Origin of the sequence: Arthrobacter sp. A5, assembly GCF_051131705.1 — a bacterium.
Lineage (GTDB): Bacteria > Actinomycetota > Actinomycetes > Actinomycetales > Micrococcaceae > Arthrobacter_M.
The window spans coordinates 4,111,907-4,125,684 of record NZ_CP180316.1 but is presented as its reverse complement, the minus strand read 5'-3'; the positions used below and the strand labels follow the sequence as shown (position 1 = coordinate 4,125,684).

At 65.5% G+C, this 13,778-nt stretch carries 16 protein-coding genes; 10 read left to right on the top strand and 6 right to left on the bottom strand.

Annotated features, from left to right (window positions below; genetic code table 11):
• Position 1: 1 nt before the first annotated feature.
• Complete coding sequence (locus ACLLJI_RS19625; protein WP_283560054.1) at positions 2-391, bottom strand: ArsR/SmtB family transcription factor; 390 nt, start codon at positions 389-391, stop codon at positions 2-4.
• Between the two features lie 473 nt (positions 392-864).
• Positions 865-1,512, bottom strand: coding sequence for an NADPH-dependent F420 reductase (locus ACLLJI_RS19620; RefSeq protein ID WP_434615914.1), 648 nt, complete (start codon positions 1,510-1,512; stop codon positions 865-867).
• A 135-nt stretch (positions 1,513-1,647) separates the two neighbouring features.
• On the opposite strand from ACLLJI_RS19620, the gene ACLLJI_RS19615 reads away from it, so the two are divergent.
• Entirely contained in the window at positions 1,648-2,133 is a 486-nt protein-coding gene (locus ACLLJI_RS19615) for a MarR family winged helix-turn-helix transcriptional regulator (RefSeq protein WP_434615911.1), read from the top strand.
• 18 nt (positions 2,134-2,151) lie between these two features.
• Here the strand turns inward: ACLLJI_RS19615 and ACLLJI_RS19610 are convergent, their stop codons facing one another.
• Complete coding sequence (locus ACLLJI_RS19610) at positions 2,152-2,649, bottom strand: flavin reductase family protein (RefSeq protein ID WP_434615909.1); 498 nt, start codon at positions 2,647-2,649, stop codon at positions 2,152-2,154.
• Positions 2,650-2,660: 11 nt separating this feature from the next.
• A complete protein-coding gene (locus ACLLJI_RS19605; protein ID WP_434615906.1) occupies positions 2,661-3,182 on the bottom strand; it encodes a DinB family protein in 522 nt (173 codons plus the stop codon).
• A 162-nt stretch (positions 3,183-3,344) separates the two neighbouring features.
• Between ACLLJI_RS19605 and ACLLJI_RS19600 the strand changes: the two genes are divergently transcribed.
• Complete coding sequence (locus ACLLJI_RS19600; RefSeq protein WP_434621683.1) at positions 3,345-3,512, top strand: dienelactone hydrolase family protein; 168 nt, start codon at positions 3,345-3,347, stop codon at positions 3,510-3,512.
• 129 nt (positions 3,513-3,641) lie between these two features.
• Here the strand turns inward: ACLLJI_RS19600 and ACLLJI_RS19595 are convergent, their stop codons facing one another.
• Positions 3,642-5,642 carry an acyl-CoA dehydrogenase family protein gene (locus ACLLJI_RS19595; protein WP_434615903.1) on the bottom strand — a complete coding sequence of 667 codons (2,001 nt, stop codon included), beginning with the start codon at positions 5,640-5,642 and terminating at the stop codon, positions 3,642-3,644.
• 135 nt (positions 5,643-5,777) lie between these two features.
• On the opposite strand from ACLLJI_RS19595, the gene ACLLJI_RS19590 reads away from it, so the two are divergent.
• The 7 genes from ACLLJI_RS19590 to ACLLJI_RS19560 all read left to right on the top strand — a co-directional run bounded on the left by ACLLJI_RS19590 (position 5,778) and on the right by ACLLJI_RS19560 (position 12,975).
• On the top strand, positions 5,778-6,893 hold the full coding sequence (locus ACLLJI_RS19590; RefSeq protein ID WP_434615900.1) for a serine hydrolase domain-containing protein: 1,116 nt from the start codon (positions 5,778-5,780) through the stop codon (positions 6,891-6,893).
• A 46-nt stretch (positions 6,894-6,939) separates the two neighbouring features.
• The gene (gene vapB / locus ACLLJI_RS19585) at positions 6,940-7,221 is read left to right on the top strand and encodes a type II toxin-antitoxin system VapB family antitoxin (protein WP_434615897.1); all 282 of its coding nucleotides are present in this window, start codon (positions 6,940-6,942) and stop codon (positions 7,219-7,221) included.
• Entirely contained in the window at positions 7,221-7,505 is a 285-nt protein-coding gene (locus ACLLJI_RS19580) for a hypothetical protein (RefSeq protein ID WP_434615895.1), read from the top strand. Before vapB ends, ACLLJI_RS19580 begins: the two co-directional genes overlap by 1 nt.
• Positions 7,412-7,648, top strand: a complete 237-nt coding sequence (locus ACLLJI_RS19575) for a hypothetical protein (RefSeq protein ID WP_434621680.1) — start codon at positions 7,412-7,414, stop codon at positions 7,646-7,648. Before ACLLJI_RS19580 ends, ACLLJI_RS19575 begins: the two co-directional genes overlap by 94 nt.
• Positions 7,649-7,670: 22 nt before the next feature.
• Complete coding sequence (locus tag ACLLJI_RS19570) at positions 7,671-8,693, top strand: glutathione S-transferase family protein (protein ID WP_434615892.1); 1,023 nt, start codon at positions 7,671-7,673, stop codon at positions 8,691-8,693.
• 282 nt (positions 8,694-8,975) lie between these two features.
• Positions 8,976-10,112: an MFS transporter gene (locus tag ACLLJI_RS19565; protein WP_434615889.1), complete on the top strand. Its 1,137-nt coding sequence runs from the start codon at positions 8,976-8,978 to the stop codon at positions 10,110-10,112.
• A 562-nt stretch (positions 10,113-10,674) separates the two neighbouring features.
• The gene (locus ACLLJI_RS19560) at positions 10,675-12,975 is read left to right on the top strand and encodes an FdhF/YdeP family oxidoreductase (protein WP_434615886.1); all 2,301 of its coding nucleotides are present in this window, start codon (positions 10,675-10,677) and stop codon (positions 12,973-12,975) included.
• A gap of 137 nt (positions 12,976-13,112) precedes the next feature.
• On the opposite strand, the gene ACLLJI_RS19555 is transcribed toward ACLLJI_RS19560, so the two are convergent.
• Positions 13,113-13,430 (bottom strand): DUF6457 domain-containing protein, encoded by a 318-nt coding sequence (locus ACLLJI_RS19555; protein WP_434615883.1) that lies wholly within the window; start codon positions 13,428-13,430, stop codon positions 13,113-13,115.
• Between the two features lie 37 nt (positions 13,431-13,467).
• Between ACLLJI_RS19555 and ACLLJI_RS19550 the strand changes: the two genes are divergently transcribed.
• Positions 13,468-13,773 (top strand): SIP domain-containing protein, encoded by a 306-nt coding sequence (locus ACLLJI_RS19550; protein WP_434615880.1) that lies wholly within the window; start codon positions 13,468-13,470, stop codon positions 13,771-13,773.
• Positions 13,774-13,778 lie beyond the last annotated feature (5 nt).

The window sequence follows — 13,778 nt, the reverse complement described above, 5'->3', positions numbered from 1 at the left end:
ATCAGTCCTTTGTCTGCTGGCCGTCTGCTTCGGCGGCTTGGGATCGGAGTATGGCTTGGGCTTGAAGTACTGCATCAAGGCCGCGGAACTGCCCTTCACGGACCAGCCGGTACTGGTCGATCCACGCGGTGAGTGCCTCCAGCTGAAGGGGGTTCAAGTGAACCGGCCGGCGCTGGGCGTCGCGGGTACGCGTGACCAGTTGTGCCTGTTCGAGGACCTGGATGTGTTTTGAGATCGCCTGCTTGGTGATGGCGAAGGGTTCGGCAAGTTCGTTGACCGTGGCCGGTCCCCTGCTGAGTCTGGCGATGATGCGGCGGCGGGCCGGGTCTGCGAGGGCTAGGAATGCTCTGTCGAGACGGTCGTCGTCGCCGGTGTCGGTGATGGTTATCAACCTCCTTCTTTATCAACTAACTAATTGATAAAAAATCTACGCCCTAAGTCGCTTGGGGTCAAAGGCTAACATTCACCAGAACCGATGAAACTGCCAGGGCGAGCGGGTGCCCGGCATTTGCGCACCAGAAACGGCCAACCCCTGCTATTTCAGCCGCGGCTGTCCATGTCGGTTGCGGTTTGGCACCCGCTGGCCGGGTAGGCGTCCGCGCGCTCAGAAGCGCGACGGAGCGGCCGGCTCGCGCTCTGGTCTTGCCGTTCCGCAGCCGTAAAGCCGCAGACCTTCGACGGGCCTGCAGTTTCCAGCGCTTCAGCCGAGGCGCCGAAGATGTTATTGATGGTCCGATTCCGCCTCAGTTCCACGACGTACGGCAGGACGACGACGGCGCCTGCCCGCCTTGCGTCGTCGGACTTTCCGGTCGGAGCGCGCCGACAGGCGGGGCGCGTTCCGCTCCCAGGCCGCCGCCGAGGACGCTAGCTCAGGATCTTCAGACCGGTGTTCCAGTTGAAGTCGGTGAACTCCGGGTTGGCCTGCAGAGTCATCAGGACGAACTGGAAACCTTCGAGTTCGCGGGCGCGCTTGAGCGGCCCTACCACCAGCGGGCGCATGCCGCCGGCAGCCACGAGGCTGCTCACCGCGGAATTGGCCGCCGTGTCATCGCCTGCGATGAAGACATCCAGCGGCTGGCCCGCGGCTTCGCCCGCCACTAAGGTACCGGCGAACGTGGTGTTGAAGGCTTTCACTACGTGCGTGCCGGCAGGCGCCAGCGCGGCTAATTCTTCGGCGGCGGAGCTGCCCGGTGCGACGACCAGGGAATCAAAGGTCTCCATGTTCACCGGATTGGTGATGTCCACGAGGGTCTTGCCAGCCAGGGCGGTGCCATAAGCCGAGACCACGGACTTGGCCGCTCCGAACGGAACGGCCAGCACAACAATCTGGCCCTCGGGGGCCTGATCCATGGTGCCGGAGGTGGCGTTGGCGCCGAGCTCAGCGGCGAGAGCCTGCGACTTGGCCGCGTCCTGGCCCAGGATCTGGAGGGTGCGGTCGGCGGCCAGCGCCCGGGTGGCGATACCGCGGGCCATACTGCCGTTGCCGATGATGGTGATGTCGGTGCTGCTCATGGTTTTCTTCTTTCCGAAAAGGCGGTTCAGGAGCGAGGTCATGGAATCTGTTCTGCTGGAAGACGTTTACTTGAACCTACAACTAAATATAGGCCTAAAAAGTTGAAGGGTCAAGTGTTGTGGGATGATTAATTTATGAGTGAACCGAGGTGGTTGTCCGCGCAGGAGCGCCAGGCGTGGCTGGCGTTGTTGTCCACCATGACGCTGCTGCCCGGAGCCTTGGATGGGCCCCTACAGCAGGAGGCCAGGCTCTCGCTGTTCGACTACAACGTGCTGGCCATGCTCTCCGAAGCCGCGGAGCGGACCCTGCCCATGAGCGAGCTTGCCGCCCGGACAAGTGCGTCGCTGTCGCGGCTGTCGCACGTCGTGAAGAAGCTGGAAGGCCGCGGCTACGTCACGCGTTGCACGCACGCGGAGGACGCGCGGGTCACCACGGCCACGGTCACGGATCCTGGAATGGAACTGATCGCGGCGCTGGCGCCGGGGCATGTGGACACTGTGCGGGCCCTGGTGTTTGACCAACTGGACGACGACGACGCGGCCGACCTCGCGCGGATCGGCCGCAAGGTGGTCCGTGGTCTGGACCCGCAGCACTGGATCCTCCGCGAGCCCGCGCCCTGACAATGCGGGTCGGCGCCCTTAGGCCGGGTGGCCGGCCTGCATATCCTGCAGCTGCGAAAAGTACAGCCCGGCGGGGCCGGGGCCGGTGTGGATCTGCGTCGGCTCCAGCAGGAATCCGGCGTGGTCGCCGAGATCGGTCCGGTGCAGAACATTTCCGACCAGCCAGCGCGGGCACTGGGTGAGCAAGGGAACTCCTCCGGGACCGTGGCGCCATTGGCAGCCGGCGAACTTGTCGACGTCGTCCCCGGTTTCGCCGCCGAACAGCTGGGCCAGATCATGCTGCTCGGGGCCCAGGACGTGCAGCCCCAGGATGGATGCGCTGCGGGCGAGTCTATAGGTGTGGTTGGCCTTGGAGATACAGACCAGGAAACGCGGCGGGTCGATACTGCACTGGGTGGCGAACCCGACCAGGCAGCCGGAGCGGGATTCCGGTGGTGACTGCTGGTCCCTACCCACGGTAACGATATACATGGGGTAATCCAGGTCCGCGGCAAATGCGTCGACGGCTTCATCCATGCGCACAGTTGCTACCCCATGGTCTTGGCGCCGTCGAGGGACTCGCGGAGGATATCCGCATGGCCGGCGTGCTGGGCGGTCTCGGCGATGATGTGCAGCAGGACGCGGCGGGCGGACCACCGGGCGCCGGGCTCGAACCAGGGGGCCGCAGGCAGCGGGTGCGAAATGTCCAGGTCGGGCAGAGTGGCGACGAGCTCGTCGGTCCGGGCGGCGACCTGATCGTACGCCTCCAACAGACCGGTGAGCGTCTCGCCCTCCAGCATGCTGAATTCGCGGGCCCGGTCGCCCAAGTCCGCATCGTCCGCCGAGCCCAAAGCGGCTGCGCCGTCCATCATGAAGTTGACCCACCCCTGCTCGGTGGCTGCAACGTGCTTGAGCAGACCGCCCAGACACAGCTCGCTTCGAGTGGGACGTTCCGCCGCCTGCTCGTCAGTGAGGTCGCGCACGGTGAAGCGCAGGAAGGACCGATGCCGGTTCAGGGATTCGAGCAGATCGGCCCGTTCGCCGGTTTCGGTATTGATAGACGAGGTCATGGGGGTCCGCCTTCAGCAGGAATTACCGGAATTGATCGCTCTACAGGAGACTACCGCTCCGGACGGGCCACCGCCACAGCTGCGGCTGCGGATGGCGATCGCGGTCAGCCGCCTCATTTTCGATAGTGAGAGTTCTTATGAAACGGAGGCCAAGCTCCGGCGCTGAAGGACTCCATGCAAGAGGCGGACGTGGCCTTTACCGCCGTCGTCCATCCGGACGCGGGGCATGCTTTCTTCAATGACAGCAACAAGTGTGCCTACCGGCAGGGTGCCGCGGACGACGCATGGCAAAAGACACTGGCCTTCCTGAGCGCAGCGCTGGAGGCCTGACCCAGCCTCAGGTGAGGTCATCGACGGCGCGATGGGGTCCCGGGCCGACCTTGACCGCTCGATCCGTCCCGAGCCCACCGCCTACTTGGGGAATAAGGGGCCGCTGGGGGCGGCGGGGCGGGACTGGGGTCAGCGGTATCTGCGGCGCTGGTTCTCCTTGCGGCTCGGGCCGGGGGCGGCGTCGGAGATCCACGGCCCGGTGCCCTCCGAGACGTCGATGATGCCGTGTTCAAGCCAGCCGAAATCGCCTGCCAGCACCTGCGACGCAAGCCGCCTGTCGCCGTCGTCCGTGTTATGCCACAGGTCCGTGAACAGCGCGTCGACGCGGAGCCGGGCCTGGCCGCAGAACGCATCGGCCAGCTCTATCGCGTACCGGCCCTGCACGGGATCCTTCACGCGCAGCATCTCCGCGCGGCTGCAGCAGGCGGCCATGGCGAACAACTCGGCGCCGATGTCCACGATCCGGCCAAGAAATGCCTGCTTGTACTCGAGCTTGGCCTGCCAGCGGCCCATCCCGTAAAAGGTCTGCCGGGCCAGCTTGCGGGATTCGCGTTCCACGTAGCGCAGGTGCTTCGCCAGCGGGCCGAACTCGTTGTAGGAGCGCGGATCCATGCCCCTTCCGACGGCCAGTTTGGGCAGCCACTTGGCGTAGAAACCGCTCGCGGCGACGGCGGCCTTGCCCTTGTCCTGCAGCGACGCGGTGGTGGAGGCCAGGTCACCTGCGGCGCTCAAATGCGCATCCACCGCTTCGCGGGCGATCAGCAGATGCATGATCTCTGTGGAGCCCTCAAAGATCCGGTTGATGCGCATATCGCGCAGCAACTGCTCGGCCGGAACAGCGCGCTCACCCCGGGCCGCTAGCGACGCCGCCGTCTCGTAGCCGCGGCCGCCGCGGATCTGCACCAGCTCGTCGGCACACCGATAAGCCATCTCCGAGGACCACAGTTTGGCCAGCGCGGCCTCGATGCGGACGTCCTTCATACCCGAATCGGCCAGTTCCGCGGAGAGTTCGAACACCGCTTCAAGGGCAAAAGCGGTGGCGGCCAGGAAGGCGATCTTCTTGCCCACGGCTTCGTGCTCGCCCACGGGTTTGCCCCACTGCGTGCGGGCATTGGACCACTCGCGGGCGATCTTCAGGGTCCACTTTCCGGTCGCGGCGCACATCCCCGGGATGGACAGCCGGCCGGTGTTCAGCGTGGTCAGCGCAATCTTCAGCCCCTGGCCTTCACGGCCCAGCCGGTTTGCTACCGGGATGCGCACCTGATGGAAACGCGTCACGCCGTTCTCGATGCCGCGCAGGCCCATAAAAGAATTGCGGTTTTCAACCGTGACGCCGGGGGTGTCCGCCTCCACCACGAAAGCCGTGATGCCGCCCTTGGCCTGTGTTCCGTCCGGCAGTGTGTGCCGGGGCACGGTGGCCATCACCACCACGATTTCGGCGATCACCCCGTTGGTGGTCCAGAGTTTAACGCCGTCGACCACATACTCGGAGCCGTCCTCGCTGAGCACGGCGGTGCAGCCCATCCGCGCCGGGTCAGAACCCACATCCGGCTCGGTCAGCAAAAACGCGGTTATGGCGCCGGCGGCACAGCGGGGCAGGTACTCCCTTTTCTGCTCCTCGGTGCCAAAGACCTTCACCGGTTCCGGCACGCCAATGGACTGATGCGCGGAAACCAGCGCGCCAAATGACGGGTGGACGGAACCGAGCAGCTGAAGCGCCCTACCGTAATACGTCAGGGAAAGGCCCAGGCCGCCATATTCACGGGGAATCTTCATGCCAAAGACGCCCAGTTCGGTCAACCCGGCGAGGTATTCATCCGGGATCAGCGCGTCCCGTTCGATCCGGGCGGAGTCCAGCGTTTCACAGTAGGTTCGCAGCCGTCCCAGGAATTCTCCGCCGCGCTTCGTGTCGTCCGCCGTGGGCTCCGGGTGCGGATGGATCAGGGCGATGTCGAAGCTGCCCAGGTAGAGCCCCCTGGCGAAGCTCGGCCGGGTCCAGCTGGTCTCACGCGCATCCTCGGCCACCTTCCGCGCGTCCTGCTCGGTGACTTTCGGGCCAGGGTTTTCAGGGGAGTGGTTTTCCGAAGCCGGGTAGGTTCCTGCGCTTGCGTTGTCAGCCTTGATGCTCATGGTGGCCCCTTTCGCCGCCCCGTTGTTGCAGAGCCTGCCCGGGTGGGAACCCGACGGGGTGTGACCCATGCTACTCGCGGGTAGCTTGGGAAGCCATGGGCGGGGCGCGAACCATGGCGACATAGGCTGGAGGGCATGACTAAGCGCGCCCGAGGGTTTGCCGCCCCAATGTTCGACGCCGTCCGCGACCTTCTTGATTCCCTGCTCGCCGCCGATCCCCGGTACAGTGCGCAGCTGGCCGTCTATCACGAGGGTGCCAAAGTCGTCGACCTGCACGGCGGCCCGGACATTGCCGCTGACTCCGTCACCGGGGTGTATTCCTGTTCCAAAGGCGCCAGCGCGCTCGCATTCAGTCTGCTGGTCCAGGACGGCCTGGTGGACCTGGATGCTGACGTTACCCGGTACTGGCCCGAATTTGGCAGCCACGGCAAAGACACGCTCACCGTCCGCCAGCTGTTGAGCCATCAGGCCGGCGTCGTGGGCGTACCGGGCGGTTTCAGAATGGATGAATACAACGATTCGGCCGCCGTCGCCGCCCGGCTGGCCGACGCGGTCCCGTATTGGCGTCCGGGTACCGCCTTTGGGTATCACGCGCTGACCATGGGCGTGCTGCTGGAGGAGCTCTGCCGACGGGTCACCGGCGGCACGCTGCAGGCGTTGTACGAGGAGCGGATCCGGGATCCATTTGCCGTGGATATGTTTCTGGGGTTGCCGGAGGGCCAGGAACCTCGCTTCCGGAACGTGCTCTTCGACGAGGACCCCCGTGCGCCCTTCGTGGACCCGGCCGGCATCCTGGGCAGCTCGGCCAACATGTCGGCGGGCAATCTGCTGGCGCTGCCGAACATGCGGTCCATCCGCGCCGCGGGCAGCAGCAGCGGCGCCGGTGTGGGTTCCGCCGTCGGGCTGGCGAGGTTGTATGCGGCCGCCAGTACAGGGGTCGACGGCGGCGCGCCGTTCCTGACGCCGCAGACCATTGCGGTGATGAGCCAGGAGCAGGTCTGGGGCGCCGACCGTGTGTTCAGCGAGCTCGGCGCGTTTGCCGTGGTGTTCATGAAATCCCACGCGCGGATGGATTTCGGCAGTGCGCAGGCGTTCGGGCACGACGGCGCCAATGGGGCTTTGGGGTTTGCGGACCCGGCGTACGGGGTCGGTTTCGGCTACGTTCCCCAGCGCGTCGAGGAGGGCGGAACGGCCGGCCGGGGAATGCAGCTTAGCATCGCCGTCCGGAAGGCCCTGCTCGGCCTGAAATAAAGCCTAACCAGGGTTACCGATCGCGTTTTGCCGTTCGCCCGGAAGAATGCCGTGGGAATTTCCGCGGCACGTGTCCAGATACAGGGCAATCTGGAGCAGCCTTGGAACGAAGATCTTCAGAAGTAATCAATCTCAGGCAGTCCGGCTGCCGAAGGCCCTGGAGATGCCGCCGTCGGTCCGGGAGGTTTCCATTCTGGCGCAGGGAAAGACGCGAATCATCGCTCCGGTGGATATGGTCTGGAATAGCTGGTTTGACGGACCGGCGGTGTCTGCGGATTTCCCGGCCCACCGAGAGCACCCGCCGCAGCCCGAGCGTGAAGGTCTTTAATGCTGCGTTACCTGCCGGACACCTACACGGTGATCTTTATTCTCAAAAACAGGCCGGCGTACCTGCGGGAGAAGTTCAATGGGCTCAGCGGAACATTGGCGATGTCAACCGTGGTGCTCTCGGAACTCATCTACGGGGCCGAATGCTCGGCCACGCTTGAGGCGAACATCGCACAGCAAGGCTCGAGCTACTGTCCTTTGATGACGCTGCCGCCTACCACTGTGGTCAGATTCGCGGCCAACTGCGCAAAGCGGGAACTCCCATTGGTTCATATGACGTCATGATTGCCGGCCATGCCCGCTCCCGGGGTCTGACCGTTGTCACCAATAATGTTTGGGAATTTGGCCGGGTGCCAGGGCTTCAGGTGGAGGACTGGCTGGCCGCGGAACAGCAGCACGTCCATGGTGGCGGGCCCTCGGATTGCTGACGGAATCGGCCTAAGCTGGTCCATGAGCACAAACACCTATGTCACCGGCGGCCAAGAGTACACCCGCGACACCAATTACATTGAGGACCGGATTCTCCGCGGTGGCGACGATCCGGAGGCCGGCCGGTGGCCGGTAAATCCGGGTCGCTACCGGCTGATCGCCGCCCGCGCTTGCCCCTGGGCCAACCGGACGGTGATCGTCCGACGGCTGCTGGGCCTGGAGGACGTTATTTCCCTCGGCCAACCGGGTCCCACCCATGATGTGCGCAGTTGGACCTTTGACCTGGATCCGGACGGACAAGACCCGGTGCTGGGTATTGAGCGGATCCAGGACGCCTATTTCAAGCGCTTCCCCGGCTATCCGCGCGGCATCACCGTACCCGCCGTCGTCGACGTTCCCTCCGGCGCCGTGGTCACCAACAACTTTCCGCAGATCACGCTGGACTTTTCCACCGAGTGGACCGACTACCAGCGCGACGGCGCCCCCCGGCTCTATCCCGAAGAGCTGCGCGAAGAGATCGATCAGGTCAACAAGCGGGTCTTCACCGAAGTCAACAACGGCGTCTACCGCTGCGGCTTCGCCGGCTCCCAGGAAGCCTACGAGGATGCCTACGATCGGCTGTTCACTGCGTTGGACTGGCTGGAGGAGCGGCTGGCCGCGCAACGCTTTCTGATGGGGGAGACGATTACCGAAGCGGACGTGCGGCTCTTCACGACACTGGCGCGCTTTGACGCGGTCTATCACGGGCATTTCAAATGCAACCGGAACACGCTCACCGAGATGCCCGCTCTCTGGGGCTATGCCAGGGACCTGTTCCAGACCCCTGGCTTCGGTGACACGATCGATTTCCAGCAGATCAAGCAGCACTACTACATGGTGCACACGGACATCAATCCCACGCAGATCGTGCCCAAGGGCCCGGACACGTCCGGTTGGCTGACCGCGCACGGGCGGGAAAAGTTGGGTGGCCGGCCGTTCGGGGATGGGACTGCACCCGGACCCGTGAAGGCAGGCGAGGAAGTGGCACTGGGGCACGGAGCATGAGCCGGCGGCCTTCCCCGGGCGACGCGTTCGCACAAGTCCCGTTACCGCGAACTGACGTTACTTCGATACGATCGCGACGGTGAACACCACCGCTCCGGAGTCTGACCTGCCACCGGAACCACCCGCTGAACCGCTCCGTGGGCCGGCTGATCTCCGGAGAGTTCCTGGGCATGCCGCCGCGAAGCTCCTGCTGGACCCCGAGGCGGACGAGGTCCCCGCCGCGATCCCACCCGCGTCACGGGCCGCCGCAGCCTGCTGTACATCGCGACCTGCCTGATCCTGGTGGGGCTGAACCTGCGCACGGTTTTTTCCAGTTTTGCGGCGGTGCTGACGGAAATCACCGCGGCCACGGGACTGCCGCCGCTCGTGGTCACTCTGCTGACCACGGTTCCGGTGACGTTCCTGGGCCTCTTTGCGCCGTTGGCTCCCGGCCTGGCGCGTCGTTTCGGCGCGGAGCGGACGCTGCTGGGCGCCATGATCGTGCTCACGCTGGGGCTGACCGTGCGCGGCCTGGGGGCGGTGCCGGCCATGCTGGCCGGTACGTTCGCCGCGGGAGCTGCCATCGCCGTCGTCAACGTCTTGATGCCAGGCCTGGTAAAGCGGGATTTCCAGCACCGGCTGGGCCTGATGAGCGGGCTGTACACCATGTCCATCTGCGGCGCCGCAGCCCTTGGCGCCGGCTTCACGCACCCGCTCTATGAGGCCACCGGCTCGTGGCAGACCGCCCTCGGTTTCTGGGCCCTGCCGGCGGCGGCGGCCGCGCTGCTGTGGGCACCCATCGCGGTGCGTCAGCGGCATGCGCGGCGCGGGCGGATCGCGGCCGGTCCAAGCGTGTGGCGCTCGCCGCTGGCCTGGCAGGTCACCTTGTTCATGGTCTTCCAGGCGATGATGTCCTTTTCCGTCTTCGCCTGGCTGGCGCCGAGCCTGCGCGAGAGGGGGGTGGACGGTGGCACCGCAGGAACCATCGTGGCCGTGTCGATCGTGCTGCAGATGGCCGGCTCGCTGCTGGCCCCCGCGCTGGCGGTCAGACTGCGGCGCCAGCGCGGCGTCAACGTGGCGGTGGCGCTGATGACCGGCACCGGCTTCGCCCTGAGCATCTTTGGCCCGCTGGGCGGCATCTGGATCTGGACCGGGCTGCTGGGGCTGGGTCAGGGGAGTCTGACCGCCGCGGCGCTGACCATGATTGTGCTGCGGACCCGGGACGCGCACACCGCCGCGCACCTGTCCGGCATGATGCAGGGCGTGGGCTACGGTGTTGGGTCCACCGGCACACTGCTGGTGGGCTGGCTGCACGCGGCCACCGGAAGTTTTGCGCCGGCCGGCTTCATGTTCCTGACGATCGGGGTGCTGTGCGCCCTGTTCGGCTGGCGTGCCGGCCAGCCGCGGTTCGTGGAGGACGACGGCGCCCGAACGGTTTAAGCCCCCCAGGCCCCCGCGCGCCGTGACGGACGGGAGCGCATCAACTTAAAGCGCCTTATGGTCCTACCACCCGGCGTCGACGTGGAGCGGGGCACAGAGAATAGGACAGCCAGGTCAGGTCGCGCCATGTGTTCCCAGTGACCTGGACTCCGCGGGCCATCTGCGGCGATACCCGGACCTCCAGTGCTGCCGCGGCGGCGCCAAGCGCTTCCAGACTATGGTGCATATTAACGACCGCTTGTTCTACCGCCGCTTCGTTCGCGGCCTCCCGAAATACGGTGCCAGAGCGCGACCCTCCCTTGTTTCCGTAGCTGCACCGTACGGCGTGAAATTGTCGAGAGGAAGGGAACAGACTCAGACGAGGCAATGAGGGCTCCTGCGATTCGCCAGGCGGCCCTTTTCGATGTGCCGCAGCGCAGTCCTACTCGTATTCCCGCCCGCCGGAAATTGCAGGATCGCTTGCGGCCCCTCCCAATAACTGTTAGGCCTTAGATAGGTGCGCGCAGCCGCCGCTCGTCCCACCGTCGGGACACGCCGTCGTTAGTGAAGGGAAGTGCCCCCAATGGCCCGCAAAAATCCCCAGGTCGAGGACGAAGACAAAAGCCAGATCGAGGTCGGCAAGCCGAAAACCTGGGCTGCTGGCCTGCCCGGCGTCCTTCATTCGATGGGCCCCGCGCTGAAGGATATGGGAGTGAACAGGAGCCGGAAAACCCTGCTGGCGATGAACCACCGGGACGGCTTCGACTGCATGAGCTGCGCGTGGCCGGATCCGGACCACCGCAAGGCCTTTGAATTCTGCGAGAACGGGGCCAAGGCGGTCACCTGGGAGGCCACCCCCATCACCGTTGACTCGGACTTCTGGGCGCAGAATCCGGTGAGCGAGCTCCGCACCAAGTCGGAGTACTGGCTGGGACAGCAGGGCCGCCTCACCCAACCGGTCTACAAGCCCGCCGGCAAGGACCACTACCAGCCGATCAGCTGGGATGAAGCGTTCAAAATCATCGCCGCGAAGCTGAACAGCCTGGACTCCCCGGACGAGGCCTCGTTCTACACCAGCGGGCGCACCTCCAACGAGGCGGCGTTCAGCTACCAGCTGTTCGTGCGCGCCTTCGGCACCAACAACCTGCCGGACTGCTCCAATATGTGCCACGAATCCACCGGCTGGGCGATGGGACAGACGCTGGGCATCGGCAAAAGCACCATCGCCTACGACGACTTCGGCAAGGCCCAGCTGATCATCGTCATGGGCCAGAACCCCGGCACCAACCACCCGCGTATGCTCACCGCGCTGGAGGAGGCCAAGAACAACGGCGCGCAGATCGTCGCCGTGAACCCGCTTCCCGAGGCCGGCCTTCGGCGCTACAAGAACCCGCAGGAGGTCAAGGGGATCATCGGGTCCGGGACCGAGATGGCTGACCAGTTTCTGCAGATCCGTTTGGGCGGGGACATGGCGCTGCTGCAGGCTCTCTGCAAGCGGGTCCTGGATGCGGAGGACGCGAAGCCGGGTACGGTGCTGGACCATGACTTTATCAAGGAGCACTGCCAGGGGCTGGAGGAACTGAAGGCGCACTTGACCCGGTTGGACGAGGGCGCGGTGTTGGAGGCGACGGGCCTGCGTCGGGAGGAGATCGACGAGCTGGCGGACCGGTACCTGCAGGCGGACCGGGTCATCATCACCTGGGCGATGGGACTCACCCAGCAAAAAAAGGGTGTGGCTGCCATCAAGGAGGTCATCAACCTGCTCCTGCTGCGCGGCAACATCGGCAAGCCCGGCGCCGGCGCTTCCCCGATCCGCGGGCACAGCAACGTCCAGGGGGACCGGACGATGGGCATCTGGGAGCAGATGCCGCCGATCTTCCTGGACGCGCTGGAGAAGGAGTTTCGTTTCAATCCGCCCCGCGAGCACGGCACCGACGCGGTGCAGACCATTGAGAAGATGCGCGACGGCGGCATGAAGGTTTTCGTGGCCATGGGCGGGAACCTGGTGGGTGCGATTTCCGACAGCACCGCGGCCGAGGCGGCGATGGAAAACCTGGATATGAGCGTGCAGATTTCGACGAAGCTCAACAGGTCGCACACGGTGGTGGGCCGGGAGGCGCTGATCCTGCCCACCATGGGCCGGACGGAAATCGACCGGCAGGCCAGCGGCATTCAGTTTGTTTCGGTGGAGGACACGGTCTGCGCGGTGCACCCGTCCTGGGGCAAGGTGGAACCGGTGGCGCCGAACCTGCTCTCCGAGGTGGCCATCGTGTCTCGGCTGGCCCAGGCGACACTGGGGGACAAGGTGGCGGTGGACTGGGCCGGATTCGAGCGGAACTATGACCTGATCCGGGAGCACATTTCGCACGTGGTGGGCGGCTGCGAAAACTACAACGAACGCATCCGCCAGGACGGCGGCTTCGTGCTCGCGAACGGGCCGCGGGATTCCCGGACTTTCCACACACCCACCGGCAAGGCCGTGTTCACGGTGAACGACCTGGAGCACGTCGACTGCCCGCCGGGGCGGCTGATCCTGCAGACCATGAGGTCGCACGACCAGTTCAACACGACCATCTACGGCCACAACGACCGCTACCGGGGGATCAAGAAGGGCCGTCAGGTGGTGTTCGTGAACCCTGAAGACCTTGCCGCACTGGGCCTGGCGGACGGCCAGTACGTTGACGTGCACGGCGAGCACCACGACAACCAGGAGCGGGTGCTGCGCAACTACCGGCTGGTCTCCTACCCCACGGCTAGGGGATGCGCTGCCGCGTACTACCCGGAGGCGAACGTGCTGGTGCCGCTGGACAGTGTGGCCTACGGAAGCAACACTCCGGTCTCCAAACATGTCATTGTGCGGCTGGAGCCCACGTCAGCCGGTTGACATGGCAGTGGGTGCCGATAGCGGCGACGGCAACGGACGGCGCGCGCGGACGGACTGCGGCTGACGGGCGACGGGAAGGTGGTTGACGGGCGACGGCGGGAGGGTGGCCTTCAGTAATTTGTCGGCGCGCTACCGCGCTACTGCGCCGTGCCGGCCCATCCTTCCGTGTCGGGGCCGCCGGGCGTTCCGTCCTCACACAGCTTCAGGGCGGTGTCGGCGGCGGACCTCACCGCAGCCTGCGGGTCGACATGGCCGCTGGTGGCAGCCAGCGCCGCGGCATAGCCGACGACGAAGGTGCTGATGGGGCCTGCGGAGGGACCCACCGACCGGCCGGACTCATCGGCCAGCCGGAGAATCAATTTCTGGTCCACCTCCAAATCCAAAATCTGCAGCGCCTGAGAGAGTCGATGGCCCCAACGGGCCAGGGCCTGCTCCTCGTCGTCGTGGTCAGTCATCGCTGCTCCTTTGTCTGGTTCGGTACCTTTTGTTCTCGTGAAGGACCTTCCGCGGTCCGACCCGCACAAAAGACCCTGCCCTCAAGGAATAGCATCCGAGGCGGCATTGCACAACGCTTCTCCTTCGCTCCTTCCGGGCGAGAGGTCACCTGGGAGCGGGCGCGACGGCGCCGGAGTCGGGAGCGGCGGGACGGCGCTCGGGCTGAGAGCAGGCGCAGCGATCGCTGGTGAAGCCGGGATGGTGCGCGAGCTGGACCGGTATTTGGTCCGCAATGCAGGCGTCCAGCCCGATCGCGTGGCATTCATGGGTTACTGGCGGCTCGGCAAGGCCGAGCACGCCTGAGGTGT

Excerpts from the sequence above, each read along its gene's own strand:
- ACLLJI_RS19605 (WP_434615906.1), bottom strand. The coding sequence starts at position 3,182 with ATGACCTCGTCTATCAATACCGAAACCGGCGAACGGGCCGATCTGCTC.
- ACLLJI_RS19590 (WP_434615900.1), top strand. The coding sequence starts at position 5,778 with ATGACTAAGCGCGCCCGAGGGTTTGCCGCCCCAATGTTCGACGCCGTC.
- ACLLJI_RS19595 (WP_434615903.1), bottom strand. The coding sequence starts at position 5,642 with ATGAGCATCAAGGCTGACAACGCAAGCGCAGGAACCTACCCGGCTTCG.
- ACLLJI_RS19555 (WP_434615883.1), bottom strand. The coding sequence starts at position 13,430 with ATGACTGACCACGACGACGAGGAGCAGGCCCTGGCCCGTTGGGGCCAT.
- ACLLJI_RS19620 (WP_434615914.1), bottom strand. The coding sequence starts at position 1,512 with ATGAGCAGCACCGACATCACCATCATCGGCAACGGCAGTATGGCCCGC.
- vapB (WP_434615897.1), top strand. The coding sequence starts at position 6,940 with ATGCCGTGGGAATTTCCGCGGCACGTGTCCAGATACAGGGCAATCTGG.
- ACLLJI_RS19560 (WP_434615886.1), top strand. The coding sequence starts at position 10,675 with ATGGCCCGCAAAAATCCCCAGGTCGAGGACGAAGACAAAAGCCAGATC.
- ACLLJI_RS19580 (WP_434615895.1), top strand. The coding sequence starts at position 7,221 with ATGCTGCGTTACCTGCCGGACACCTACACGGTGATCTTTATTCTCAAA.
- ACLLJI_RS19610 (WP_434615909.1), bottom strand. The coding sequence starts at position 2,649 with ATGGATGAAGCCGTCGACGCATTTGCCGCGGACCTGGATTACCCCATG.
- ACLLJI_RS19570 (WP_434615892.1), top strand. The coding sequence starts at position 7,671 with ATGAGCACAAACACCTATGTCACCGGCGGCCAAGAGTACACCCGCGAC.
- ACLLJI_RS19615 (WP_434615911.1), top strand. The coding sequence starts at position 1,648 with ATGAGTGAACCGAGGTGGTTGTCCGCGCAGGAGCGCCAGGCGTGGCTG.